This is a genomic window from Pandoraea thiooxydans, from assembly GCF_001931675.1.
Classification (GTDB): domain Bacteria; phylum Pseudomonadota; class Gammaproteobacteria; order Burkholderiales; family Burkholderiaceae; genus Pandoraea; species Pandoraea thiooxydans.
Genome location: NZ_CP014839.1, coordinates 1,470,489 through 1,497,045, shown reverse-complemented (window position 1 = coordinate 1,497,045; position 26,557 = coordinate 1,470,489). Strand labels below are relative to the sequence as shown.

Annotated in this window: 20 protein-coding genes; 12 read left to right on the top strand and 8 right to left on the bottom strand. The window is 63.8% G+C overall.

Annotated features, from left to right (window positions below; translation table 11 throughout):
- Window positions 1-54: 54 nt before the first annotated feature.
- Both PATSB16_RS06790 and PATSB16_RS06785 read right to left on the bottom strand, forming a co-directional pair.
- On the bottom strand, window positions 55-2,208 hold the full coding sequence (locus PATSB16_RS06790) for an FAD-dependent oxidoreductase (protein ID WP_047213332.1): 2,154 nt from the start codon (window positions 2,206-2,208) through the stop codon (window positions 55-57).
- 138 nt (window positions 2,209-2,346) lie between these two features.
- Complete coding sequence (locus PATSB16_RS06785) at window positions 2,347-3,021, bottom strand: hypothetical protein (protein WP_047213331.1); 675 nt, start codon at window positions 3,019-3,021, stop codon at window positions 2,347-2,349.
- 314 nt (window positions 3,022-3,335) lie between these two features.
- On the opposite strand from PATSB16_RS06785, the gene PATSB16_RS06780 reads away from it, so the two are divergent.
- The gene (locus tag PATSB16_RS06780; protein WP_206093673.1) at window positions 3,336-4,067 is read left to right on the top strand and encodes a sterol desaturase family protein; all 732 of its coding nucleotides are present in this window, start codon (window positions 3,336-3,338) and stop codon (window positions 4,065-4,067) included.
- Between the two features lie 122 nt (window positions 4,068-4,189).
- Window positions 4,190-5,137, top strand: coding sequence for a universal stress protein (locus PATSB16_RS06775; RefSeq protein ID WP_047213329.1), 948 nt, complete (start codon window positions 4,190-4,192; stop codon window positions 5,135-5,137).
- Between the two features lie 13 nt (window positions 5,138-5,150).
- On the opposite strand, the gene PATSB16_RS06770 is transcribed toward PATSB16_RS06775, so the two are convergent.
- A complete protein-coding gene (locus tag PATSB16_RS06770) occupies window positions 5,151-7,619 on the bottom strand; it encodes a cation-translocating P-type ATPase (protein ID WP_047213327.1) in 2,469 nt (822 codons plus the stop codon).
- A gap of 224 nt (window positions 7,620-7,843) precedes the next feature.
- Window positions 7,844-8,740 carry a LysR family transcriptional regulator gene (locus PATSB16_RS06765; RefSeq protein WP_047213325.1) on the bottom strand — a complete coding sequence of 299 codons (897 nt, stop codon included), beginning with the start codon at window positions 8,738-8,740 and terminating at the stop codon, window positions 7,844-7,846.
- A gap of 102 nt (window positions 8,741-8,842) precedes the next feature.
- Here PATSB16_RS06765 and PATSB16_RS06760 point away from each other — a divergent pair, with 102 nt between their 5' ends.
- The 3 genes from PATSB16_RS06760 (at window position 8,843) to PATSB16_RS06750 (ending at window position 11,654) form a co-directional block, all read left to right on the top strand.
- Window positions 8,843-10,108 (top strand): MFS transporter, encoded by a 1,266-nt coding sequence (locus tag PATSB16_RS06760; protein ID WP_047213323.1) that lies wholly within the window; start codon window positions 8,843-8,845, stop codon window positions 10,106-10,108.
- A 24-nt stretch (window positions 10,109-10,132) separates the two neighbouring features.
- Window positions 10,133-11,020, top strand: coding sequence for an alpha/beta fold hydrolase (locus PATSB16_RS06755; protein ID WP_047213321.1), 888 nt, complete (start codon window positions 10,133-10,135; stop codon window positions 11,018-11,020).
- A 79-nt stretch (window positions 11,021-11,099) separates the two neighbouring features.
- Window positions 11,100-11,654 carry a DUF1993 domain-containing protein gene (locus tag PATSB16_RS06750; RefSeq protein WP_047213320.1) on the top strand — a complete coding sequence of 185 codons (555 nt, stop codon included), beginning with the start codon at window positions 11,100-11,102 and terminating at the stop codon, window positions 11,652-11,654.
- A gap of 9 nt (window positions 11,655-11,663) precedes the next feature.
- Here PATSB16_RS06750 and PATSB16_RS06745 read toward each other — a convergent pair whose 3' ends face one another.
- Entirely contained in the window at window positions 11,664-12,107 is a 444-nt protein-coding gene (locus PATSB16_RS06745; protein ID WP_047213319.1) for an Lrp/AsnC family transcriptional regulator, read from the bottom strand.
- Between the two features lie 133 nt (window positions 12,108-12,240).
- Here PATSB16_RS06745 and PATSB16_RS06740 point away from each other — a divergent pair, with 133 nt between their 5' ends.
- Window positions 12,241-13,173 (top strand): DMT family transporter, encoded by a 933-nt coding sequence (locus PATSB16_RS06740; protein WP_047213318.1) that lies wholly within the window; start codon window positions 12,241-12,243, stop codon window positions 13,171-13,173.
- On the top strand, window positions 13,151-13,987 hold the full coding sequence (locus PATSB16_RS06735; RefSeq protein WP_083659385.1) for a sulfite exporter TauE/SafE family protein: 837 nt from the start codon (window positions 13,151-13,153) through the stop codon (window positions 13,985-13,987). The genes PATSB16_RS06740 and PATSB16_RS06735 overlap by 23 nt, the downstream gene beginning before the upstream one ends.
- Before the next feature lie 18 nt (window positions 13,988-14,005).
- Here PATSB16_RS06735 and PATSB16_RS06730 read toward each other — a convergent pair whose 3' ends face one another.
- The 3 genes from PATSB16_RS06730 to PATSB16_RS21205 form a co-directional block, all read right to left on the bottom strand.
- Complete coding sequence (locus PATSB16_RS06730; RefSeq protein ID WP_052892597.1) at window positions 14,006-16,135, bottom strand: putative bifunctional diguanylate cyclase/phosphodiesterase; 2,130 nt, start codon at window positions 16,133-16,135, stop codon at window positions 14,006-14,008.
- Window positions 16,136-16,558: 423 nt separating this feature from the next.
- A complete protein-coding gene (locus tag PATSB16_RS06725) occupies window positions 16,559-16,996 on the bottom strand; it encodes a hypothetical protein (protein ID WP_047213317.1) in 438 nt (145 codons plus the stop codon).
- A 43-nt stretch (window positions 16,997-17,039) separates the two neighbouring features.
- On the bottom strand, window positions 17,040-17,174 hold the full coding sequence (locus PATSB16_RS21205; protein ID WP_257786662.1) for a hypothetical protein: 135 nt from the start codon (window positions 17,172-17,174) through the stop codon (window positions 17,040-17,042).
- Window positions 17,175-17,600: 426 nt separating this feature from the next.
- On the opposite strand from PATSB16_RS21205, the gene PATSB16_RS06715 reads away from it, so the two are divergent.
- The 5 genes from PATSB16_RS06715 to PATSB16_RS06695 all read left to right on the top strand — a co-directional run bounded on the left by PATSB16_RS06715 (window position 17,601) and on the right by PATSB16_RS06695 (window position 26,439).
- On the top strand, window positions 17,601-18,308 hold the full coding sequence (locus tag PATSB16_RS06715) for a S24 family peptidase (RefSeq protein ID WP_052892596.1): 708 nt from the start codon (window positions 17,601-17,603) through the stop codon (window positions 18,306-18,308).
- A gap of 123 nt (window positions 18,309-18,431) precedes the next feature.
- Window positions 18,432-20,111, top strand: a complete 1,680-nt coding sequence (locus PATSB16_RS06710) for a GGDEF domain-containing protein (protein WP_072628619.1) — start codon at window positions 18,432-18,434, stop codon at window positions 20,109-20,111.
- A gap of 586 nt (window positions 20,112-20,697) precedes the next feature.
- On the top strand, window positions 20,698-22,197 hold the full coding sequence (locus PATSB16_RS06705) for an efflux transporter outer membrane subunit (RefSeq protein WP_047213315.1): 1,500 nt from the start codon (window positions 20,698-20,700) through the stop codon (window positions 22,195-22,197).
- Entirely contained in the window at window positions 22,194-23,327 is a 1,134-nt protein-coding gene (locus PATSB16_RS06700) for an efflux RND transporter periplasmic adaptor subunit (protein WP_047213313.1), read from the top strand. The genes PATSB16_RS06705 and PATSB16_RS06700 overlap by 4 nt, the downstream gene beginning before the upstream one ends.
- 10 nt (window positions 23,328-23,337) lie before the next feature.
- On the top strand, window positions 23,338-26,439 hold the full coding sequence (locus PATSB16_RS06695; RefSeq protein WP_047213311.1) for an efflux RND transporter permease subunit: 3,102 nt from the start codon (window positions 23,338-23,340) through the stop codon (window positions 26,437-26,439).
- Window positions 26,440-26,557 lie beyond the last annotated feature (118 nt).

The window sequence follows — 26,557 nt, the reverse complement described above, 5'->3', positions numbered from 1 at the left end:
CAGCACGCAATACGATGACGAACGAGCGATGCACGGCCGACGCGTCGTCCCGGCTCACGCACTCGCTCCGCGCCGCCAGGCATGAAAGCGCGCCAGCCATGCAAGCACGCGCTGCGGCGCGTGCGCCCGCTTCCAGGCGCCGGCGGCGTATTTGTTGGCCTCGGTCATGGTCGGGTAGATGTGGATGGTGCCGAGTATCTTATTGAGTCCGATACCATGCTTCATCGCCAATATATATTCGGCTATCAGCTCGGCGGCATGTTCGCCGACGATCGTCACGCCCAGAATCCGGTCCTTGCCTGGCACCGTCAGCACTTTGACGAAGCCGTGCGCTGCGCCGTCGGCAATCGCGCGATCCAGCTCGCCGATGTCGAACTTCGTAATTTCATGCGCAATGCCTAGCTCCCGCGCTTCCAGCTCGTTGAGGCCGACGCGGGCGATTTCCGGTTCGATGAAGGTGGCCCACGGAATGACTGAATAATCCGCCTTGAATTTCTTGAACGGGTCGAACAGCGCGTTGACGGCTGCGTACCATGCCTGATGAGCCGCCGTGTGCGTGAACTGAAAGGGCCCCGCCACATCGCCGGCGGCGTAGATATTCGGATAGCGCGTCTGCAAAAAGGCGTTGGTCGACACCACGCGGGTGGCCGGGATGTCCAGATCCTCCAGGCCGTAGCCAGTCAGATTCGCCGCGCGCCCGACAGCCACCAGCACGGCATCGAAAGGGATACGGAGGTCGTGGCCATCGTGCTCGGCAATCAAGATTTTTTCGCCGCGCTCGACCACGAATTGCCTGGCACGATGTCCGGCGAGCACGGCGATACCTTCGGCCTGAAACCGGCGGGTCACCATGTCGGACACCTCCGGATCTTCACGCATCAGGATGCGGGCTGCCATCTCCACTTGCGTGACCTGCGCACCGAGACGCGCAAAAGCCTGCGTCAACTCGGTGCCGATCGGCCCGCCGCCCAACACAACCAGCCGGCGCGGCAGCTCGCGCAAGCGCCAGACCGTGTCCGACGTGAGATAGCCGACATCGTCGAGCCCGGGGATGGGCGGCACCGCCGGGCGCGCGCCGGCGGCGATCACAATGCTGCGCGTGCTCAGGCGCCGAACCTGGCCGTCGCTGCCGGTAATCTCCACTTCCCACGGCGAGACGATACGGGCGCGGCCTTGCGCGACATCGACGCCCAGACCGGTATATCGCTCCACCGAGTCATGCGGCGCGACCGCCGCGATCACCGCCTGCACGCGCTGCATGACGTCGGCGAAATCGAATTCGGCGCGAGCCGAGCGAATGCCGAATTCCCCCGCACGGGCGATCTGCGCGAGCAGTCGGGCCGATCTAATCAGAGCCTTGGATGGCACGCAGCCGGTGTTCAGGCAGTCGCCGCCCATTGCGTGCTGCTCGACCAACGTGACCTTGGCCTTGAGGGCCGCGGCAATATAGGCGGTCACGAGTCCGGCGCTGCCGCCGCCGATGACGATCAGATTGCGATCGAAGCGGCTCGGCTTGGGCCAGCGTGCGTAAGCCCTTCTCGCGCGCAGGATTTCGACCAGCTCTTTTGCGAGCAGCGGAAACACACCCAGCATGGCGAAGGCGCCGAGCAGACCCGGCGACAGAATGCCCGAGAGCGAATGAATCCGCGCCAGTTGAGTGCCGGCATTCACGTAGACCAGCGTGCCCGGCAACATGCCGAGCTGGCTGACCCAGTAGAACGTGCGCGTGCGCATCCTGCTCAGGCCGAGCAACAGGTTGATCAGAAAGAACGGGAATGCCGGCACCAGGCGCAGCATAAACAAATAAAACGCCCCATCTCGCGCGAGCCCGGCATCGATGGCCTCGAGCCTGCGGCCAAAGCGACCGACGACCCAGTCGCGCAGCAGGTAGCGTGAGCCCAGGAAAGCCAGCGTCGCGCCGATGGTCGACGCAAAGGAAATCAGCAATGTACCGAGCGCCAGGCCAAACAGCGCGCCGCCGCCCAACGTGAGAACCGCCGCACCAGGCAGCGACAGCGCGGCGGCGACGACGTAAAGCACGAAGTAAGCCGTCATGGCGGCGATTGCATGAGCCTGGGCGTACTTGCCCACCGCGTGCACACTGACGCTCAGGAATTCGATACTCAGATAGCGCTCGAACCCGAACAAAAAGAAGACCGCCAAACCCAGGCATAAAGCCAGCAGCACAGCGATCTTGTGACGCGTCATGATCCATCCCCGGGCTCGGCTCGCCGCACGCAATGCGTCGAACCATTAGTATCCGACGCTGCGCTCTCGAGCGCGCCGCATATCATGCTCATCTGACGGGCGACCCCAGGGATTATTACAAGAGAGCGCCGATGGGCCTCACGGCAGCTTGGCGATCAACTGGTGTTGCGCCGTCACCCCGATCGCCCCGCGCGACACCCCATGCGATTTGCCGTCGGCGTGATACACCAACAGCACAGCATTGACGCTGGTCAGTGCATGCGGTGCGGCAAGTGTTATGGCGCCGCGTCCGTCCTTGCCCGCAACGAAGTTGTTATCGGCGCCACGGCCATCGAGTGGCGTGAAGCCAATCGGCTTTTGATCGAAATGATTCTCGAACAGGCTGTAGACGCCCCCCGGCTTCAAGCCAGCGAAGACCGCGATGACTTTCTCCCCACCGGACGGCAGCGGCATTAGCACCACCTCGCCGCGGGCTCCGAGCCATTGCCCCAGATCGAAGCCCAGCGCGCGGCCGTCCGCGGAAAACACCGGTAGCGTCGCCTTGTCGGCCAGCAAGGCATTGCGGTAGCCGGCCACGTGCCGGATGCCCTGCGGCCCCACAGCCGCTGGCGCGCCCGGAGCCCGAACGAACACTTGCGGATCGAGCGGCTTCGGTTGACGCGTCTCGCGCGAGAAGAACGCTGCATGCGTCTCGAAGGGCAGCGTCGTAGCGGGCTGCGCGAGGCCGGTGCCGGCAAAAGCTGTGCCGGCAGCCAACAGGGTAATTGCCGGTGCAATCAATGATTTGGTCAAACGGGCAAACGGGTTTGCCATGGCCATGCTCCGCAAAAGATGAAATGAAAGAGATTGCGTTACGACAACGCGCTTTAGTAAGACGAACGGGTCGCAAAAATATTACGTTTGATTGCGCCTGGCGCGAATCAGGCGGGCTCGGGCGGCAGTCCCCGTACCGGGTCTGACGCGCCAACATAAAAACGTCGATACATGTAATGTTGAGAGCCGGCCGGCGACTAATGCACCAAGGCCTGCAAACGTTGCAGCGCCCTACCCGCGTACCCAGCCATGCGATCATGAACCAGGCCGCCGTCCGTCTCCTGACTTTTCTTTCCTTATTGGCGTTGTTGGCCATGGCCGAATATCGTTGGCCGCAACACGCTGCGTCACCGATGCGCCAACGGCGCTGGCCGGTTAATTTTGGCCTGGGAGCAATCAATGTCCTGTGCCTGCGCCTGCTGCTGCCCTGGCTCGCAGTGGACGCCGCGTTTTGGGCACGCCAAAAGGACTTCGGTCTGCTGCATCTACTGCACGTTGCCCCCTGGGCCGCCGCGGCAATCGCTTTTGTCGCGCTGGATCTGACGATCTATACGCAACACCGCCTGATGCACCGGATCGAAATACTGTGGCGCCTGCACCGCGTGCATCACACGGATATCGCGCTCGACGTCAGCTCGGGCGTGCGATTCCATCCGCTGGAGATCCTGTTGTCGATGGGCATCAAGATCGTAGCGGTGCTGCTGCTTGGCGCCAGCCCGGCGGCGGTTGCGGCGTTCGAAATCGTGCTGAGCAGTTTTTCGCTGATCACGCATGCCAATCTGCGCCTGTCTTCCCGGCTCGACGCGGCGCTGCGCTGGGTGTTCGTGACGCCCGATATGCACCGCATTCACCACTCGGTGCGGCCCGAGGCGCACGATACGAATTACGGTTTCCACATTTCCTGGTGGGATCGCCTGTTCGGCAGCTACCTGCCGCAGCCACAGCTGGCACAGGACACCATGCCGCTGGGACTGACGATATTTCGCGAGGATCAGGCCCAAGGCCTGGCGGCGTTGCTGATCCAACCAGCGAAACAATGGCATTGAGCTCGATACGGCGCATTCCGACGCCGCACACACGCCATGACCAGGATCAATCTACCTGGCTCGGACAGGCGCAGTATGCTAACTTTAATGCGGTTGTCGACCCCCCCTCACGGAGAACGATCATGGGCGCCCCGAGTCAGGCAAGCAATGCGGCAATTCCCTTCAACCGGGTGGTGATCGCCGTCGATGCGTCGCTGGCATCGTTGCATGCCGTCAACTACACCCAACATTTACTTCCAGCCGAGGCCCACATCCGCCTGGTGAGCGTCGCGCAAAATCCCCGCGTGCTGCTGCCGATCACGCCGCTCGTCGGCGACGAGCTGAGCGCGGCGCGCGCCGAACTGCTGCGTGACGCCGGCGATGCGCTCAATCAGGCCAAGGACGTTTTGTCGCAGCAGGGCCGCACTGTCGAGACCGAACTTGTCGACCTGTCCAAACAGGGCGGCGACGTCGTGCACGCGCTGACAAAAGCCGCCGGCGCGTGGCATGCCGACTTGCTGGTGGTCGGCGCGCGCCAGCATCATGGCCTGTTGCGTTGGGTCGAGGGTACGGTCTCGGAGCCTCTGGCTCATATGGCAGGCTGTGCGATTCTGGTTGTTCCGGCCCAATACGATGCGTCGCCGCTGGCCGCGCCGCGCCGCATCCTGTGCGCGATCGACGGCAGCAAGGGCGCCACCCAGGCATTGCGCCAGGCGGCCCGCCTCACCAGCGGCCAGACCGATTTGCGCACCGTTTATGTGGTCGATCGCGCCGTGCGGCTGACCGACTTCGTACCGATTCACATGCTGGAGGAGGCATTCGTCGACGACGGCAAGCAAGCGCTCGAAAACGCCCGGCAGTTGCTGGCCGGCACGCCCGGCGGCATCGACACGGCAATGATCAGCACCGAGACCACCAACGACGATATCGCCCATGCGATCGTGCGCGACGCGCAGCAATGGCAGGCCGATCTGATGGTGCTCGGCATGCACGGCCGGCGCGGTATCGCGCGCTGGCTGCTCGGCAGTGTGGCCAGCCGCGTCGCTCATTTGACGCCGGTGCCGCTGCTGCTGGTGCCTGTCAAGGACTGATAGACGCGATCCTTCACGGCGCCAGGGCCGCGACCAGATTGAAGAGCCGGGCCACCGCCGGGCTGAGCAGCAAGAGCAGCATGACCAGCGTCACGGCGCTCGTTACCCCCCACAACGCGAGATTGAGGCGGCGCGCATCGGCAGCACGCCGCCGCGGCACCGCGCCGCGCGCCCAGAAAATCAGCGCGACGTTACCGCCGACCAACGCGACGAACGCCCAGGTGCGCGCCAGCGCGGGCTCGACGGCGTTGCTCAGCAGGCCTGCATAAAGCCCCAATACGATCAGGGTCGCCAGGGTACCGGCCAACGCGGCCTGCACCAGGGTGCGATTGGACAGCAGGCGCGCACCCTGGCGACGCGGCGCCTGGCGCATCGTATCGGCCCGCTCCGGCTCGTTCTCGAAGACGATCGAGCACACCGGGTCAATGATCAGCTGAAGCATGACCACATGCACCGGTGCCAGCAGCGGTGGCCACCCGGCCAGCACCGGGAGTATGGTGGCACCGATCATCGGAATATGAACCGCCACCGTGTAGCCGATGGCGCGCATCAGGTTGGCATGGATGCGCCGGCCCAGTCGGATGGCCGAGACAATCGGCGTGAATTCGTCGCGCAGCAGCACCAGCGACGCCGCCTCGCGCGCCACCTCGGCGCCCCGCTGGCCCATGGCGATGCCGATATGCGCAGCTTTGAGCGCCGGCGCATCGTTGACGCCGTCGCCGGTCATGGCGACGACCTCGCCGCGCCGCCGAAACGCGTCCACCAGCCGCAGTTTCTGCATCGGCTGAATGCGGGCGAAGATTTGAACCCGGTCGATGATCCGGTCCAACTGCGCGTCGTCCATTTCGGACAGCGCGGCGCCGCTGACTACGCGCGTCGCATCGAGACCGACTTCGGCCGCGATCGCTTGCGCCGTGGTCGGGTAATCGCCGGTGATCATCACCACCCGAATGCCTGCGGCGCGGCACGCCGCAATCGCCTCGGCGGCCTCGGGGCGCACTGGATCGAGCAGCCCCACCAGTCCGACGAATGAAAATTCGAAATCGTGCTGCCTGGCCGGCCACTCGCTACCCGGATGAAGCGCCCGGGCCACCCCCAGCACGCGCAAGCCGCGACTGGCCATTTGCGCCGAACGCTCAAGCAGCGCGGCGGTTTGCGCCTCGTCCAGGTGGCATAAATCGCAAATGGCTTCGGGCGCGCCCTTGCAGGCGACCGGATAATGGCTCAGGTCCGGCGCGTGCCAGCCGTGCGACATCGCAGGCAAGGCCGGGCTCAGGGCGTATTCCTGAACCAGCGCCCAATCTCCGTGCAAATGCTCGGTACCGCCAAGGTACCGTTGCCCGGCCCGTTGAAAGGCGCGCTCCATCGGATCGAACGGCTCGATCTCGCTGGCGAGCACCAGATATTCGAGCAACTCGTGATAGGCCTCGCCAAGCTCGGGCAGCGTGTCGTCGACGACTTGCTCCTGACCTTGCGCGAACAGGACCCGTACCGCCATGCGGTTTTGCGTGAGCGTGCCGGTCTTGTCGACGCACAGCACCGACACCTCGCCAAGCGTCTCGATCGCGTTCAGGCGGCGCGTGAGGACGCCCTCGGCAGCAATCCGGCGTGCGCCCAGCGCCATGAAAACCGTCATGATCACGGGAATTTCTTCTGGCAGGATGCCCATGGCGAGCGTGATACCCGCCAGCAAGGCCGGCACCCACTCGCCGGTACGCCAGCGGTACGCCACGGCCAACAGGACACACAGGCAGAGCGCGACGATCGCAAAGCGGTTGACGAATGCGCGTGCCTGCAACTGCAGCGGGGATTGCGCCTGGGTGATCCCGCCGAGCGAAGCACCGATGCGACCGAGCGCGGTGGAGGCCCCGATGGCGCTGACGATCATGCGTCCCTGGCCCTGCACGACCATTGAGCCGAAGAACAGCTGCCGGGCTGCGGCAAGCGCCGGTTCCGGCAACGTGCCATCGCACGACTTGGCGATCGGCACCGACTCGCCGCTCAACAGCGACTCGTCGACGCTAAGCTCATGCGCCTCGAACAGCAGGCCGTCAGCCGGCACGCGGGCGCCCTCGCCGACCACCACGACGTCACCCGGCACCAGTTCGGTGGCCGAGACGGCTTGCAGCGTGCCGTCGCGCAGGACCTGCGCGCGCGGTGCGCAGAGTTCTCGTAACGCATCCAGCACCTGGCGGGTCCGATGACTCTGAAACGCCGTCAGGGCGACTACCAGCAGCACGAAGGCCAGCAGGGTCAATGCTTCGATGCGGTCACCCAGCGCCAGATATACCGCACTGGCGCCCAGCAGCAGCAAAAACATCGGTTCGCGCAGGACTTCGAGCAGGGTCTCCCACCACCCCGCGCGCGCGACCGCGGCGATCTCGTTGCGGCCCCATTGGGCCTGCAGCGCGGCCGCCCGCTCGCTCGACAAACCCTGCCGCGCTTCGGCGCTCGCCGCCACTTCGGACTCGGAAGTTGTCATGTCTGCCGGGCGCGAAGACGGTTGCATCTGATCGGGACCTTGACGTGGCGCCGTCGGCGCATTGGGGGATCGCATGATGGGTCTGCGGGCCAGGCCGCGCGGCGCCAAGCGGATGACTCGCGCAACTTTTTCAGTGTGATGCGACCGGCCCTGGCTCGGGTTGACAATTGTCAAGCAGCCACGCGCCTCCTGAGTCACGCGGCGCGCCCGCGAACCTGACTGGACTACAGCCACTCGTCGGCAAATCGCTCGGCAAGAAAATCGATGAATTGCCGGGTGCGCGCCGGCAGCCGGGGCGCGCGCACCCACAGGGCATTGAGCGGCACCGGCGTGGGCTCGAAAGCGCTCAATAGCCGCTCGACCTTGCCGGCTTCGAGCAGCGGACGGATCTGCCACAGCGTGGCGATGCCGATGCCCATGCCGCAGGCGACGGCGCGATTGACCGCATCGGCATGATTGGCCTCGATGCGCCCTTTGACGGAAACCGCAATCTCGCCCTGCTCGGGCGACTGGAAGCGCCACAGGCGCGGATGCGCGGCGTTGGAGCGGATCACGCACTCGTGCGCGACAAGATCGGCCGGTGCGAGCGGCCGACCGTGTCGTTCGAGATATTCAGGCGATGCGAAGACCACGCGGCGCACCGACGCCAGGCGCCGCGCAACCAGCCGCGAGTCAGGCGTGTCGCCGATGCGGATCGTGACGTCCGCGCCGCCTTTGACAGGATCGCGATACTCGTCGTCGAAGTCGAGCGCGGCGCCAAGCCCGGGATGCCGCGTGAGGAATTCGCTCACCAGCGGAACGACGTAGGCCGGCCCGAACTGCGTGGCCGCACTCACGCGCAGTGTGCCGCGCAGATGGCTTGTTTCTTCGGCCACTTCGGCGCGCGCGGCCTCGAGCTCGGCAAACACGTCCTGCAGCCGCTCGCGAAAGCGCTCGCCGGCGGGTGTCAGGCGCAAGCTGCGGGTGGTGCGTGCGATCAAGGTCGCGCCGACTTCGGCTTCGAGCGACTGCAGCGAACGGCTCACCGCCTGGAGCGACCGCCCCAGCCGCTCGGCGGCCGCGGTCAGACTGCCCGCCTCGGCAATGGCGACAAATACTTCGAGATCACGCAGCGACAGCATGAATTCTCCATAAAAAATGGATTATCAATGTCATTCTATGCCAATTATCAATTAATTCATTGATAGTAGGATGGCCTCGTCAATCACAGATCGAGAGGCCCCATGGATCCCCACTGCATTAAGGCATCGGCGTCGCCGGCGGCGCGTGGCGTCACCGCAGCGCCCTGCCAGGCGTTTTCGTTAAGCGTGACGCTGATTTTTGCCACCCTGGTCGGCACGGCGGTTCTGCCGCTTTACGCGTCGCAAGCCCTCATCAACGGACTCGACGTGTCGCTGCATTTGGGCGCGTGGACCTCGCTCGTCACAGGACTCACGCTGCTCGGCTACGCGGTGGGCCTGTTCGCACTGGTGCCGCTGGTCGACCGCCTGCCGTTGCGCCCGCTGATCGGCACGACCCTGGGCGCACAGGCCGTGGCACTGACATTCGCCGCGTGGACGCCATCGGCCTCGGGTTTTCTGGCCGCTTCGTTTGTCATCGGTGTCTCGGCCAGCGCGATTCAGATGCTGATTCCGGCGGCCGCAGCACTGGCCGGGCCGGCCGCGCGCGGCAAAGTGATCGGCAATGTGATGAGCGGGCTGATGCTGGGCATCCTGCTGTCGCGCCCGCTGGCGGGGCTGGCCGACGGCACGCTGGGCTGGCGCAGCTTTTTCGTCGGCGATGCCATTTTGCTGGTGCTCACTCTCGTGCTGGCGTTGCCGCGCGTGCCCGCGCTGCGGCCGGCGGCGCGCCCCAGCTACCGATCGCTGGTGGCCTCGCTGGGCCGGCTGGTCGCCGAGGAACCGGTGCTGCGCCATCACGCGCTGTGCCAAGGCCTGCTGATGGCCGGCTTCAACGCCTTTTGGACCAGCGTGGCGATCGTCCTCGCGCGCCCACCGCTGAATCTCGGGCCGTTACAAATCGCCCTGTTCACCCTCGCAGGCGCGGCCAGCGTCGTGGTGGCGCCGCTGGCCGGGCGCGCCGGCGACCGTGGCCGTGCCGGGCCAGCCGCTCGGGCCGCGCATCGCATCGCCCTGTGCGGCACGGTGGTCGCCGCGCTGGCCGTGAGTGCGCACCTGCCAGCGCCGGTCTCGGTACTGCTGCTGGCCGTCGCCGCCTGCGTGATCGACGCCTCGGTCATCGCCGACCAGACCCTTGGCCGGCGCGCCATCAACCTGCTCGCCCCGGAGGCGCGCGGCCGTCTCAACGGCCTTTACACCGGGCTGTTCTTTTTGGGCAGCGCCATCGGCGCCGCGTTCGCCGGCCCGGTCTTCGCATGCGCCGGATGGATCGGCGTGTGCGCGCTGTCGGCGGCTTTCTTCATTGGCGCGGCGCTGGTGCATCGCTTCTTTCTGTTCTCGCCGCACCCGGCCGAGCCAGCCGTTCACTGATCCCGTGTCAACCTGAGGTTCATCATGCCATCGAGCCGTACCACCATCACCTATCGCACCGTACCGATCGACGGTCTGGACATCTTTTATCGGGAGGCCGGTCATCCCGATGCGCCCACTGTCGTGCTGTTGCACGGGTTCCCCTCTTCGTCGCGCATGTATGAGACGTTGATCCCGCTGCTGGCCGCCCGCTTTCATGTGCTCGCCCCGGACTATCCCGGCTTTGGCCATAGCAGCGCCCCGTCGCCGCAAGACTTCGATTACACGTTCGACAATCTGGCGCATTTCGTCGGCCGCTGGCTCGACACCCTCGAGGTTCGACGTTATGCGCTATTCGTGCAGGATTACGGCGGTCCGATCGGATTGCGCCTGGCCGAGGCGCGCAGCGCGTCCGTTACCGCGCTCATCGTGCAAAACGCGGTCGCCCATGAAGCTGGTTTGGGGCCGCTGTGGGATACCCGCAAGGCCTTTTGGCACGATCGCGCCAGGCACGAGTCGGCACTGCGCAAGAATCTGATTTCTTTCGAGGCAACGCGCCTGCGCCATGTCGGCCACAGCCCGAACCCGCAGCGCTACGACCCCGATGCCTGGTGCGATGAATTCGCTTTCCTGTCGCGTCCCGGGCAAGTCGACATCCAGACCGAGCTGTTCTATGACTACCGCAACAATGTCGCGGCTTACCCGCGCTGGCAAGCTTGGCTGCGCGAACATCGTCCACCGTTGCTGGTGGTGTGGGGCCGGCACGACCCGTCGTTCGCCGTGCAGGGTGCGCTGGCCTATCAGCAGGATGTGCCCGAGGCGGAAGTGCATCTGCTCGAGGCCGGGCACTTCGCGCTGGACGAAGCAGTGGACGAGGTGGCCCACTTGACGCGGGAATTCCTGGGACGGCTGCCGACGACGCGGGCGGGTTAGTTGATTGATACAATCGCACGGGCGCCGCGGCGCTCCGGCTTATCGATTCGTCATCCAACCCTTTTCACGAGGAATTGCCATGTCCGCCCCCATCCCGGCCTCGCTCTCGATACACTCCCTGTTGATCGGCACCTGCGCGCCGATGCTCGGCAATTTGTCCGGCTTGCTCGACAAGGGCGCACAACTGGCGCAGACCAAGGGGTTCGATCCGGCCGTGCTGGTGGGCGCGCACCTTGCGCCCGACATGTTTGCGCTCGGGCGGCAGGTGCAGGTGGCCTGCGAGCTGGCCCGCAATTCGGTCGCGCGGCTGACGGGCCAGGCCCCGGCACCGGCCCAGGAACCCGGCCAGACAGTGGAGGAACTCAAAGGCACGATCGCCGCGACGATCGATTATTTGCATGGCATTGCCGCCGCGACATTCGAGGGCGCCGACACACGCGACATCGAGATTCAACTGCCCAACGACCGGGTGGCTCGAATGACTGGCGCGCGCTATCTGCGTGATTGGGCCCTGCCGCACTTCTATTTCCATGTGGTCACCGCCTACGACATCCTGCGTCATAACGGCGTGGAGATCGGCAAGCCGAATTACATGGCCCACATCGCCGACGCGATTCAACCGCGCGGCCAATAGCGTGCCGGCCTAGCCGACGGCCAACGGCGGCGGGCGCCGCGTGATCGGCTGAGCCTTGACGATCGCCGTATTGGTTTCCGCCTTGTCGGCGATGCGATCGAGGATCGCGTCGAGCTGTTCTATCGAGCGCACGAACAAGCGGGCGACGAAGCAATCCTCGCCCGTTACCTTATCGCACTCGGCGCATTCGGGAATCTCTTCGAGCAGCTTTTGTACGGTGGGCAACTGGCCCGGCAACGGGCGGATGCGCACGACCGCCTGCAGGGGGTAACCGAGTGCACGAGGATCGACTTCGACCGTATAGCGCCGGATCACGCCCCGCTCCTCGAGCCGGCGCAGGCGCTCGGAAACGCTCGGCGACGACAGGCCGACCTGTTCGGCCAGTTCCTTGAGCGACATGCGCCCATCGCCAAGCAACGCTTCCAGAATGCGTCGATCCTGATTGTTGAGCATTTTAATTTCCTCAGGAAAAATTAAAATATCCTTTATTTTATTAAAAATATTTAGCTTTTTTATTTATTTAAGTTATGGAATGGCGAGGTCCAATATGCGATTCTTAGCCCACTGAGCATTGCGGGAGAGTCTAATGGACACCAAGGTTCGCGGCACCCTCGAAATGACGGCGGCAATGGGCATTTCAGGCACCATCGGCTGGTTCGTCATCGCCTCGCGGCAACCCGTCATCGATGTCGTTTTCTGGCGCTGCGTGTTCGGCGCCGGCACGCTGCTCGCTGTTTGTGCGGCCCTGGGTCTGTTGCCCCGCCTGCGCTCGCCCCGTCTGGTGGGCATTGCCGCGCTGGGCGGCATGGCCATCGTCGCCAACTGGCTGCTGCTTTTCGCCGCATACTCGCGCGCGTCGATTTCGGTAGCCACGGCCGTATACAACACCCAGCCATTCATGCTGGTCGGCCTGGGGGCCCTGTTCTTCGGCGAGCGCTTCACGCTGACGAAACTGACCTGGCTGAGCCTGGCTTTCGCCGGCGTGCTCTTGATCGTGCAGGCCAAACCCGACGGCGGCAGCGACGCGGCAATCATCGGCGCGCACTATTTCAGCGGTATTGCGCTCGCATTCGGCGCAGCGTTCTGCTACGCGGTTGCCGCGGCGATTACCAAGAAGCTGGCCGGCACGCCGCCGCATTTGATTGCGCTGATCCAGGTTTGCGTGGGCATCGTAATGCTCGCGCCGTTCGCGCATTTGATGCATTTGCCTTCGATCGCCGGTGGCGAGGGCTTGCGCACCTGGGCGATTCTCGCGGTCGCCGGCGTGGTGCACACCGGCCTGGTCTACATCCTGCTGTATGGCGCGATCCAGAAGTTGCCAACGCACCTGACCGGCTCGCTTTCTTTTATTTATCCGGTGGTGGCAATTACGGTCGATTTTCTGGCCTTCGGCCACCGGCTGCACCCGATTCAACTCGCTGGCGTGGCGGCGATCCTGCTCGCGGCCGCTGGCATGAATCTGGGCTGGTCGCCCTGGCAAATACTGGAACGGGCCCGTGCGGCCCGCGCCATTCGGTAGCCGCCTGGGCGGTTGCCACACCACGACGGGAGAGCATTTGATCGAGACCTGGTTCGGCATGACGCTGCCGCTGCTGGTGCTGAGCGCACTGGTGATGCTCGGCGCGGGCGTAGTACGGGGATATACCGGCTTCGGTTCGTCGGCGGTAGCGGTCGGCACGCTGGCCATCGTGATGTCGCCGGCGCGCATCGTGCCGGTCATGTATTTGATGGAGATTGCGGCCAGCGTGACGTTGATCCCGGCGATTCGTCAGCACATCGACTGGCATTGGCTGCGTCCGCTGGCGATCGCCAATCTCATCGCCACACCCGTCGGCGTGTGGATTCTGTCGCGCTTCGACGCGGCGGCGCTGCGCCTGATGGTGGCGCTGTCGCTGCTGGCGCTCAGCCTGGTGCTGCTCAGCGGCTGGTCCAGGGCACCCACGGGCCGCCCGGCCGGCGCCCCGCTGCGCTGGGCCACCGGCGGCCTGTCGGGCATCATGAGCGGGATCGCCGCGATCGGCGGACTCTCAGTAGCGGCGATTTTCCTGCTCACCGGCGTGGCCGCCTCGCAACTGCGGGCGACCATGGTCGCGCTGCTGCTCATCATGGATGTCTGGGCGTTTGCGCTGTCTTATGCCGGGGGCATCGTTCACTGGCACACGCTGGCGCTTTTCGTGCTGATGGCGCCGGCCATGATGACCGGTATCCGCCTGGGTCATCGGCTTTTCAAACGCGACGCCGCGCGACATGGCAGCGACGGCAAGTTTCGCCGGCGGGTGTCGTGGCTGCTTTTGGCAATCGCCGCGGCGGGGCTGGTGCGCATGGCGCTGTAGGCACCGCCGCCGGTCGGGTTAATTCTCGGAGACTACGTGCGGCCACCCTTGCACGAATCGCTCGCGTGTTTGCGCAGCGCTTAGCGCTTCGCCGAAGTAGTAGCCCTGACCATATTCGCAGGACTTGGCGCGCAGGTAGTCAAGGGTTTTGGGATCCTCGATGCCTTCGGCCACCGTGGCCATGCCCAGGCTCTTTGCCAGGCCAAGGATGGCGTCGATGATCTTCTCGCTTTCGTTGCTGCGCTGCATGGTCTGGACAAATGATTTGTCGACCTTGACCTTGTCGAACTTGAGTTCGCGCAAATGGTACAGACTGGAGTAGCCGGTGCCGAAGTCGTCGAGCGAGATCTTGATGCCGGCATCCTGGAACAATCCCAGGATCGATTTGGCACCCTGAATGTCGCCCACCAGCGCATTCTCGGTGATCTCGATTTCGAGCCGCGAGGACGGAAATCCTTCTTCGCTGAGAATCGGCAGCAGTTGCGCGGGCAGGTACAGATCCTTGAGCTGGACCGGCGAGATGTTCAGAGAGAGGTGGATATCGTTGCTCCACTGGCGAGCATCGCGGCAGGCCTCGCGCAATATCGAGGTGGTCAGATCGGGCATCAGCCCAAGTTGCTCGGCCAGCGGGATGAATACGTCGGGCGGCACCGCGCCGCGCTGTGGATGATTCCAGCGCGCGAGTATCTCGAAGCCGCAAACCCGCTGATTGCGCATTTCTATAATCGGCTGGTAGTACGGACGGATCACGCCGGCCTGCACGGCAGCGCGCAGATCGGCTTCGAGCGCTGCCTGAGCGCGCATGTCGTTGTCCATGCTCAACTCGAAGAACCGATAGCTGCCGCGCTCCTCCTGCTTGGCGCGGCTCATGGCAATGTCGGCCGCGCGCAGCAGGCTCTCCGGATCGAGGCCATCGGCCGGGCACGACGCAATGCCGATACTCGCAGTCACCTCGATCTTGTGCTGTCCCACCAGAATCGGCACCTGAATCGCGTCGAGCAATCGCGTCGCAAGCAATATGGCGCCGTCCTTGTAGCCGGGATCGGCCTTGGCAATCACGCAAAACTCGTCGCCGCCCAGGCGCGCGACGGTGTCGCGCTTGCGTACTGCCCGCCGCAGTCGGCGGGCCACCTCGCTGAGCACGAAGTCGCCCACCGGGCGCCCCTGGAGATCGTTGACCGGCTTGAAGCGGTCCAGATCGATGACCAGCACCATATACACGGCGGCATCGTGCTGCGCGTGAAATGCCGCGGCCTGCAACTCCGACGCAAGGCCGCGACGGTTCGGCAGTCCGGTGAGCAAGTCATGCTGCGCCAGCAGCTGCGCAGCCTCCTGCGCCGCACGCGTGGCCTCATAGGCGTCTTCGAGCGTTTGCGTATGTTGTCGGAACACGCTCACGGCCCGGGCCATCTCGCCGATCTCATCGTCACGATTCAATTCGGGAACGTCGACGTTGCGATGTCCGGCGGCCAAATCCTTGAGTGAACTCGCCACACCGCCCAGCGGCTGGGCAATATCTCGCCGCACCCGCACCACCAGCCACAAGCCCAGCAGCAAGACCAGCACCGACGTCGACAGCACCAGCAAGTTGCCCCGCCGGGACAGTTGACTCGCCGCCCGGGCAGCCGCCTGCGCACCGTCCAGGTTCGCGCTGACCAGTCGGTCGATGGCAGCTTCGGCAAGCTCGAAGCGCGACTGCAGCACTCGGCGCAGTTGTGCCGGATCGCTCGCCGCGCCGGACGTGGCCGCACCAATCCAGGCGTCGTGCGCGGCGAAATAAGCGTTCAGGGCGGCGTCGAATTTGGCCACGTCGGGGTGCGTGTCGGCCGCTGCCAGATTCTCGTACTGATTCTGTAATTCGCCGATGGCGCGCCGATGCCGGCCGGCCTGCACTTGCGCGGCGCGGATCGCGCCCGCGTCGGACGCCAGCGATAAGTCGGCCTCGGCGCCCCGGAAACCCGAAATGTGATCGCGCAATTGTCCCAGGATCTGCGCACGGACGAGCCACTGCTGTTCGACCGCGGCCGTGCGCTGATTGACAGCGAAAAGGCTGAGCACGGTGACTGTGGCAAGCACCACCAGCATCGCGATGAATGCCGCAATGATGAGGCCCAGCTTCCTGCGGATGGAGAGCTTATGAAATGTCATGAATGTATCGATGCCGGCGACGTAAGGAGCCTTAGCACGCCACCCCTGAGATGTACTGCGCCGCGAGAGAACTCGCGCGATATCGGATAACGGATCGCACGAGCACGACGCGAGATGCGCTAATGCGGATCTTGAGACATTGCTGACTTTCTCTGATACTCGACGATGCCCGCCTCGGCTCGCCCCCGTGTGAATCCATTATGCGGCCCCATTTTTTGTTGTCTTTTTATGAAACGCCAATGTCTCATAAATTAACATTCCTAACAAGCCGGCCACGGCAGCAGGCGGCGCCGGACAGGGCTGGCGCCGGCTCGCCTGGTTTCCCATTTTTTGGGATTGAGCAAGTGTACCGCATACCTCGTCCGAATCGCATGCGGCGGTCCGGCGGCGGTCCGGCGGGTCAACCCGGCCGGACCGGATTGCTCAGTCAGGCGCAACCGGCTTGAGCAACACCTGTGCCGGCGGCACCGGCACGCCCGGGTGTCTCAGACAGTAGGCCACGCCGTTATGCAGCATTTCCCGCAACCTGCGGTAATGCCGCTCGCTTACGCCGATCTTGCGCGCTGCGACCGCTGTGCCGACATAAGCCACGTATTCGGCCACCGCCACGGCGCGCACTTGCTGGGGCAGCTTGGCGATGGCCGCGTCGGTTTCGGCGCATTCGACCTCGGACACCGGCACGAAGCGCGGCAGCGCGTGGCGTATGCGGTTCGGGTCGAGCGTCAGGCTGCTGGGTAGATGGCCGCCCTGCTGACTCAACTCGATCCAGCGCCCCCAGCTCTCCAGCCGGCGCTTTACCCGGGCGTGCGGATCGGTCTTGGCCCGGGCGCCGGGCTCGCTCACAAAGCGCTGGCGGTGCATAGAACGCTCCCGAAGACGAATGAAGATGATGTCGTGGCGTCGCTCATCGCACGTGCTCGCGCAAGTCTGCCGTGACATCCTCGAGTCTGGCGCGTTGGTCGTACACGCCCACCAGGTGCTGCTGGACACTCGCACGTTTTAGCTCGGACTCGAAACGTGTGGTAGCCGTCTTGATCAACAAAATATCATTACGGAGTACAAATAGCCCGAATGGCTCGCGCGCCCGAGTCAATCGATCGGCAATTCGTTTGAGGGCATAAGGCAGGCATCGTGGTGATAGCGTGTTTCTCAGCATCGTGGACTCCCTGGATGCGGTGTGCGTCCGACCGGCCAAGCCAGCGTCCGGCGCACGGGTTTTGAAAATTCCCGACTGCCCGGGCACAAGGCGCAGGGTCGGGTAATGAAAATCATTCTATACAGATTCGTATAATTTGAAACACCGGTTTCGTATAGAATCACACAGCGATTTTCTGCGACGGCCACTTCAAGAGCGTTGCAAAATTCCGCGAAATCAGGGCCGTAAATCGGAAACGTTCGGCCTGAGCATGCTGCGGCACCGGCACGGTGTTGTCCCCCTGATCGCGAGCTGCTTCCGGACCTCGATATGAAACAAGGTGAATCGCTGATTGCCCGCAATCTGGCTTGGTTTATCAAGCGCCACGCCACCAATCCTCATGCGCTGGCCGAGGCGATCGCCGCCAGCACTATCTGGCGGGATGTCCGGCCAGTGACGCAGGCCACCCTGTTCCGAATTCTCTCGGGGCAAAGCAAAGACCCCCGCACTTCCACGCTGCAGCCCCTGGCCGATTACTTCGGTGTCAGCGTGTCCGCATTGCGCGAATACGATTTTCAGAGTTCAGGGTTGGATAATTACGGCAACTCTGTACCGCTCTCGACTGCCGCACCGGCCGGCGGATCCTATCCGCTGCTGGCATGGGAGCAAACCGGCAACGGCGAAGAGGTCGCCACCCCGCAGCGCGCCCGGGCTCACTTCCCGGTGGATCTGGGTCCGCACGGATTTTGCCTGCGTGTCAAAGGCGCCTCGATGATTGCCGAGCCCGGCGTCTGGCCCTCGTTCCCGGAAGGGATCATTCTGTATGTCAATCCAGACTTAAGCGCCTCGACCGGCCACTTTGTGATCGTCCAGCGCCCCGGCCAGCGCGACGCCCTGTTTCGCCGTCTGGCCGAGGGCGACGGCGGCAACCGCTATCTCGAGGCTTTGAACCCGGCGTGGCCGGAGCGCTACGTGCCGCTGACCCCCGCCGACCGGCTGCGGGGCGTGGTAGTACACGCCGACATGATGCTGGTCTGACGCTTCTCCCGTCGGCGCCTTTATGAGCATTATTTCAATGGACTGTCACACCGCGACAACACGCTGGGCATCGGGCCTCGATTGCCCTGCTGCATGCATGGTTATTCGGCTAAGATATCGCCCATGAAGAAACTCCCATTCCGCGCCAACAGCCTGGTCACTCGCTTGATGTTTTTCGGGGTGGTGCTGGTGATATTGGGAGCGGTGTTAAGGTATTTCATCTTCATCGGATTGTTGCGCGACAACCTCATCCGGGTCTTCTCGACACAGCAGACCGCGCTAGCGCAGGTGGTTGCCAATGACGTCGATTACAAGCTCACTGAACGGCGCCATCTGCTTGGGCGTCTGGCCCAGGCCCTGCCGCCCGAACTAGTGGCCGATCCGGCGCGTCTGAGCGCCTGGCTTGCGGCTCGGCAACGTATCCAGCCGTTGTTTTCATTGGGGCTGTTGATAGCGGACCGACACGGAAAAATTATCGCCGATGCGCCGGACATAGCGGGACGTATCGGCCTGCAAGTGATCGAAATGTCGGTATTTCGCCAGGCGCTGGCAGGTCAGGAGGTTATCGGGCACCCCCTTATGGGCCCCGCCACCAAACAGCCCCTGCTGTCGATGATGGCGCCGGTACGGGACGCGAGCGGGCGGGTACGCGCGGTGCTGATCGGCCTGACCTCGCTGACCATGCCCGGTTTTCTGGATCTGCAGCGGCAGAAATCGGTACTGCATGCGGGCGGCTTCCTGCTGATTTCCCCGCAAGACAAACTGTTTGTCGCATCGAGCGATCCCAGCATGGTTTTCAAGCCGACCCCGCCGCCTGGGGTCAATCACCTGCACGACCGCGCCATGCAGGGTTTTCGCGGCAGCGGCATCACGGTCGACGCCAAGGGAATCGAGGAAATCTCGGGTATCGCGTCGGTGCCCAGCACCGGCTGGTTCGTGGTTGCGCGCTTACCCACCTCGGTCGCCCTGGCTTCGGTCAAACCGATCCGGGAAACCATCGTGTGGGCCGGTTTCGCCGGCGTCGTGTTGATCATACTGAGCGTCGGTCTATTCGTTACCTGGATGCTTCGCCCGCTGCATCACGCCGCCGATCAGGCCAGGCGCATGACCCGCGGCGAATTGCCGTTAAAGCCGCTACCGGTGGTACGCGACGATGAGGTCGGCCAGATGACGCAAGCGTTCAACCGGCTGCTTGCCAAGCTCGAAACCAGTCAGGCCGAACTCAAGCGCCTGGCGCACCTCGACATGCTTACGGGCCTGCCCAACCGCAGCCTGCTGGCCGAACGTCTGCCGCGCGCATTGGCACGTGCGGCCGCCACCCGCACGCTGGTTGCCCTGCTGTTTCTCGACCTGGACGGGTTCAAGCCGATCAACGACACGCTCGGCCACGACGCCGGCGACGATGCACTAAAGGAGATTGCCAGACGCCTGACGTCGGTGGTACGGCAGAACGACACGCTGGCACGCGTCGGGGGCGATGAATTCGTGCTGGTGGCCGGTGACTTCGCAGCCCCGGCCGAAGACGCAGTACGGCAATTGGCGCAAAAATGCATCGACTCGGTAGCCCAGCCACTGCACCTGAAGGGGCAGGAGTGTACGCTCAGCGTATCTATCGGGATCGCCCTGTGCGACGGCAATTTCGATGCCGATCGCCTGCTGGCGGCCGCGGACGATATGATGTACCAGGCCAAGCGGCTTGGCCGCGGTAGCTATATGCTCGAGCCGGACACCATCCGCCGCATGCCGGCAACGGCAACGGCAACGGCAACGGCAACGGCAACGGCAACGGCAACGGCATCTTAGGGTTCCGGCGGGGTTCGCCTGTGCCGGCGTCAGCTACGGAAATTTGTATTACGAGAATACGTAACCCGTCAGACGTGGCGTACTTGAAGTTTCCCTCTACATAAACCGCAGCGACAAGTGTCGGCGCCGCCCGCCGCTTTCGGTCAACCGCGCCCCAAAGGCACCAGATCAAGCGCCGGCGCGATCTGCCAGCAGTCCAAAGCGCAATTTTGCCGGCGCTTTTCATGCTCGCGCGCGACGAAATCCCGCATTTAGTCAAGTGCTATATCGGCCTACTAATGAACCGCTGTGTGAAACAGGCGCGCGATCGCTTTAAGATTTTTCGTAAGCCTCTATTCATCATCCCGAATTTACGATAGGCTTCGCACTCGCAAGTGCTGTTGAAAAACACAGTAGTGTCCACATTCCATGCGATAAAGTCATAAGCCGGTCGGATGCAATGTGCGGCGCTTGTCATGCGACGAGGGCATGACGATTGCGTTCATACAAGGAACCGGTTGTGATCAGGAGCAAGCGGATGGGTGATGGACTGGAACGTGCCAACAGTCGGCGGCGCCGGCTTGGCGCGAAGAAGACAATAAGAGCGATGACGGTCATCGCCCTGGGCGCGTCGCTCGCAGCGTGCGCGGTCGGGCCGGATTACCACACGCCGGCAGCGCCGCCGGGCAAGCAATACACGGCGACCCCGTTGCCGGCGCAAACGGTAGCGACTCAGGGGCTGGCGGGCAACGCCGGTCAGGCGCAGCACTTCGTTGCAGCGCAAGATATCCCGGGGCAATGGTGGACGCTGTTTCATTGCGCCCCGCTCGACGCGCTGATTCGTCAGGCCCTGGATAACAGCCCGACGCTGGCCGCAGCGCAGGCCGCCTTGCGGCAGTCGCAGGAAAATCTCAATGCCGAAGTCGGCAGCGCGCTCTTTCCCGCGTTCGACGCCAAGCTAGGCGCCTCGCGGCAGAAAACCTCGGGACTGACGATCGGCCAACCCGGCAGGAATTCGATTTTCAATTTGTACAACGCTTCGGTCAGCGTATCGTATTCGCTCGACCTGTTCGGCGGCGCGCGCCGCCAGCTCGAGGCCCTGGGCGCACAGGTCGACTACCAGCGCTACCAATGGCAAGCCGCCTATTTGGCGCTCACCGCCAATCTCGTCACTGCCAGCATCAAGGAAGCCTCGCTGCGTGCCCAGATCGAAGCCACCGAGCGTATCGCAGCCGATCAGCGTCACCAGCTCGATCTGCTCAACCAGCAATTCGAGCTGGGCGGCGTGAACCAGGCGGCCGTGCTGGCGCAACGCACCACATTGGCGCAAACGCTCGCCGCGCTGCCTCCGCTGCGGCAGGCACTCGACGTCACCCGCCATCAGATCGCCGTGCTGGCGGGCCGACCGCCCTCGGACGGAGCTTTGCCCGAGTTTCGGTTGTCCGACTTTTCCCTGCCCAAGGACCTGCCGGTGAGCCTGCCCTCGGCACTGGTGCGGCAGCGCCCGGACATCCTCGCGGCCGATGCAACGCTGCATGCGGCCAGCGCCAAGGTGGGCGTGGCAACCGCCGAGATGTATCCGCAATTGAATATCACCGGCAGTTATGGCACGGACGCGCTGACCCCGGCCGGGGCGTTCCGCGCCGGCAACGCGATCTGGAGTCTCGGCGCGGGGCTGCTACAGCCGCTGTTCCATGGCGGCCAGTTGCTGTCGCAAAAGCGCGCAGCCGAAGCCGCCTACGACCAGGCTGCCGCGCAATACCGGCAGACCGTTCTGCAGGCATTCCAGAATGTGGCCGACACGTTGCGTGCGCTGGATAACGATGCGCACGCACTGAACGCGCAGGCCGATGCGGAACGTGCCGCGCGTGCCTCGCTCGATCTGAGCCAGCAGCAGTACCGGCTTGGCGCGGTGAGCTACCTGTCGCTGCTCGACTCGCAGCGCCAGTACCAACAAACCGTCGTCAATCTGGTGCAGGCCCAGGCCGCGCGCTACGCCGATACGGCAGCCCTGTTCCAGGCGGTCGGTGGCGGCTGGTGGCATGACCAATCGAAACAAACGCAGCAAGCAGACGCGGCCAAAGCGTCCATGGAGAAGAATCGATGAAGAAGCGCATGGCAATCATGCTGATCTGCGTCCTGGTGTTGCTCGGGGCGCTGGTCGGCTTCAATCTTTTCAAAGCGGCCATGATCAAGAAGTTCATGGCGGCCAACTCGGCGCCGCCGGTCACGGTTTCGTCCATGAAGGCGAGTTACCAGACATGGCAGCCGCAACTGTCGGCCGTCGGCGGCCTGCGCGCGGTGCGCGGTGTCAATGTGACCACCGAGATCGCCGGACTGGTGCGCGAAGTGCACATCAAGTCGGGCAGCCACGTCAAGGCCGGCCAGGTGCTGGTGCAACTCAATGCCGATTCCGACATCGCGCAGTTGCATGCGCTGCAGGCGCAAGCCGATCTGGCGCAAACGGTCTACAACCGGGACAAGAAGCAATATGAACTGAAGGTCATCGCCAAGGCCACGCTCGACGCCGACGAAGCAAACCTGCGCAGCACCCGCGCACAGGCCGCCCAGCAAGCGGCGATCGTCGAGAAAAAGACGATTCGCGCGCCCTTCTCCGGCCGGCTTGGCATTACGACCGTCAACCCTGGCCAGTATCTGAACCCGGGCGACATGATCGTCACGCTGCAAGACACTGACACGCTGTACGCGGACTTCACGCTGCCGCAGCAGGACTTCAGCAAGTTGGCGATCGGCCAGACCGTGGTACTGCAAAACAACACTTACGCGGGCAAAACGTTTACCGGCAAGATCACCTCGATCAACCCGCTGGTCGACACGGCCACGCGCAACGTTCAGGTCGAGGCCGAGATCGACAATCGCGCGGGCAAGCTGCTGCCGGGCATGTACGCCACCGTCAAGGTCGACGTCGGTACGCCGCAGCGCTTCCTGACACTGCCGCAAACGGCCATCACCTACAACCCGTATGGCGCGACGGTATTCATCGCCAAGCCGGGTACCAAGCCGAACGCACAAGGCAAAACCATGCCGGTCGCGCAGCAGGTGTTCGTCACGACGGGCGCCACACGCGGTGATCAGGTGGCCATCGAGAAAGGCGTGACCGACGGCGAGGAAGTGATCACCAGCGGTCAGCTCAAGCTCAAGAACGGCACGCCGCTGATCATCAATAACTCGGTGCTGCCGGCGAATTCGCCGAACCCAACGCCGCAGGAACAGTGAGAAACCCGCGATGAATTTCACGGACATCTTCATCAAGCGGCCGGTCCTGGCGGCGGTGGTCAGCCTGCTGATCCTCGTGCTGGGGATCCGGTCGCTCTCCAGCCTGACCGTCAGCGAATATCCGCGCACCGAAAACGCGGTGGTGACCATCACCACCACTTATTACGGCGCGGACGCCAACACGGTGGCAGGCTTTATCACGCAGCCGCTGGAAGCCTCGATCGCGCAGGCCCAAGGTATCGACTATCTGTCGTCGAGCAGCACCAGCGGCACTTCGACGATCACCGCCACGCTGCGCCTGAACTACGACGCCAACCGCGCGCTGACCGAGATCACCACGCAGGTCAACGCCGTGCGCAATCAGTTGCCGGCGCAGGCCCAGCAGCCGGTCATCACGGTCCAGACCGGGCAGACCACCGACACGATGTACATGGGCTTCTACAGTGACGTGCTGCCCGGCAACAACGTGACGGATTACCTGTTGCGCGTGGTCAAACCCAAGCTGGATTCGATCCAGGGCGTGCAAACCGCGGAAATCCTTGGCGGGCGGCAATTCGCCCTGCGCGCCTGGCTGGACCCGCAGCGCATGGCCGCCCACGGCGTGACCGCGGCCGATGTCTACACCGCACTGGCCAACAACAACTATCTGGCGGCCCTGGGCACCACCAAGGGGCAGATGGTCAGCGTCGAGATGACGGCCGACACCGACCTGCATTCGGTCGACGAGTTCAAGCACCTGGTGGTCAAGTCGAAAAATGGCGCGCTGGTGCGCCTGCAGGATGTTGCCAACGTCACACTGGGCGCCGACAACTACGACTTCAGTGTCGCCTTCAGCGGCAAGCGCTCGGTCTTCATCGGGATCAAAACGGCGCCGGACGCCAACGTGCTGGACGTCGCCAAGCGTGTGCGCGATGCATTCCCGGCGCTTCAGGCACAATTGCCGACCGGGCTGACCGGCAAGATCGTGTATGACGCCACCGACTTCGTGAACACCTCCATCAAGGAAGTGGTCAAGACGCTGATCGAGGCATTGCTGATCGTCACGGTGGTCATCTTCCTGTTCCTGGGTAGCCTGCGGGCGGTGATCATCCCGGTGGTGGCGATGCCGCTGTCGCTGATCGGCACCTTTTTCGTCATGCTGGTACTCGGCTATTCGGTCAACCTGCTCACGCTGCTGGCATTGGTGCTGGCGATCGGGCTGGTGGTCGACGACGCCATTATCGTGGTCGAAAACGTCGACCGGCATATGAAGGAGGAAGGCAAGAAGCCGCTCGAGGCGGCACTGCTGGCCGCACGCGAACTGGGCGGCCCGATTCTGGCGATGACCGTCGTGCTGGTGGCGGTGTACGTGCCGATCGGCTTCCAGGGCGGCCTGACGGGCGCGCTGTTTACCGAGTTCGCATTTACGCTGGCCGGCGCCGTCGCGATGTCAGGCGTAATCGCCCTGACGCTCTCGCCGATGATGTGCTCGCGTTTCTTCAGCGCGCAACAGGAGTCCGGGCGCTTCGTGCAATTCATCGATCGCCAGTTCGATCGGGTGCACCATGGCTATCAGCGCATGCTGCGCAGCCTGCTCGATACCTGGGTCGTACTGGTGGTGATGGGCGCGCTGCTGCTGGCCGGCACCGTGTATCTGTTCATGACCTCGAAGTCCGAACTGGCACCGCAGGAAGACCAGGGCATCGTGCTCGCACATATGCAAGGGCCGCCCAACGCGACGATCCAGCAAATGGATACCTACGCCGATCAGGTCTTCGACGCGGCCAAAAGTATTCCGGAATACGCGCAGATGTTCCAGTTGACCGGCGTGCCGACCATCAACCAGGGCATCGGCGGCGTATTGCTCAAGCCGTGGGATCAGCGCAAAAAGAGCGCGATGCAATTGCAGCAGGAACTGCAGGAGAAGTGGAGCCATATCGCTGGCGCCCAGGTCGCGGCATTCCAGTTCCCGCCGCTGCCTGGCTCGCAAGGACTGCCGGTGCAATTCGTCATCACCACCACCGAGCCGTTCCAGAACCTGAACGACGTTTCGCAGCAGGTACTCGCCAAGGCGCGCGCCTCGGGCATGTTCTTCTTCGTCGACAGCGACCTCAAGATCGACAAGCCGCAGAGCACGCTGGAAGTCAACCGGGACAAGGTGGCCTCGCTCGGCCTGACCGATGCGGACGTGGGCAATACGCTGTCGGCCGCGCTCGGTGGCGGATACGTCAACTACTTCTCGATCGCCGGGCGCTCCTACAAAGTGATTCCGCAGGTGCTGCAGGTCGACCGGCTCAATCCGTCGCAGATCCTGAACTACTATCTGCACACGCCCAACGGTGCGGTGATCCCTGCCTCGACGGTCGCCAGCCTGAAAACCAGCGTAGTGCCGGAGTCGATCAATCACTTCCAGCAGTTGAACTCGGCCACCATCTCGGGGGTTTCGGTACCCGGCGCATCGCAGGCCGAAGTGCTGAACTACCTGACCAAGATCACCAAGGAAGTTGCGCCCAGCGGCTATTCGGTCGACTTCTCGGGGGCATCGCGCCAGTTCGAGCAGGAATCGGGCGGCTTCGTCTACACCCTGCTGTTCGCAACCATCATCGTATTCCTGGTGCTGGCCGCGCAGTTCGAAAGCTTCCGCGATCCGATCGTGATCCTGGTCTCGGTGCCGATGGCCCTGTTCGGTGCGTTGCTGTTCATCAACATCGGCTTCGCCTCGCTCAATATTTATACGCAGGTCGGGCTGGTGACCCTGATGGGGCTGATCAGTAAGCACGGGATCCTGATCGTGCAATTCGCCAATGAATTGCAGCGGGCTGGACGCAGCAAGCGCGAGGCATTGGAACAGGCGGCCGCGGTGCGGCTGCGCCCGATCCTGATGACCACCGCCGCGATGGTGCTGGGTGTCGCACCGCTGGTGTTCGCCTCCGGTGCCGGCGCGGCCGGCCGTCACGCCATGGGGCTGGTGATCTTCACCGGCTTGTCGATCGGTACGCTGTTCACGCTGTTCGTGGTGCCTGCCATGTATATGTTCCTGGCGGCCGATCACCACCACGAAGCGCGCAAGGCGGGCGCGATCGGCGAAGACGCCACCGGCCATGGCGAACCGGCCGTCGGCGGCACCGACTGACGCCAGAATGCACGCGCACTGTCGCGCGAGCATGAAAAAAGCCGGTTTCGACCGTAATGCCGTTCAGTTAAGAGCTGAACGGCATTTTTGTTTTGGGGTTGGAGTTGTAAACGGGGCG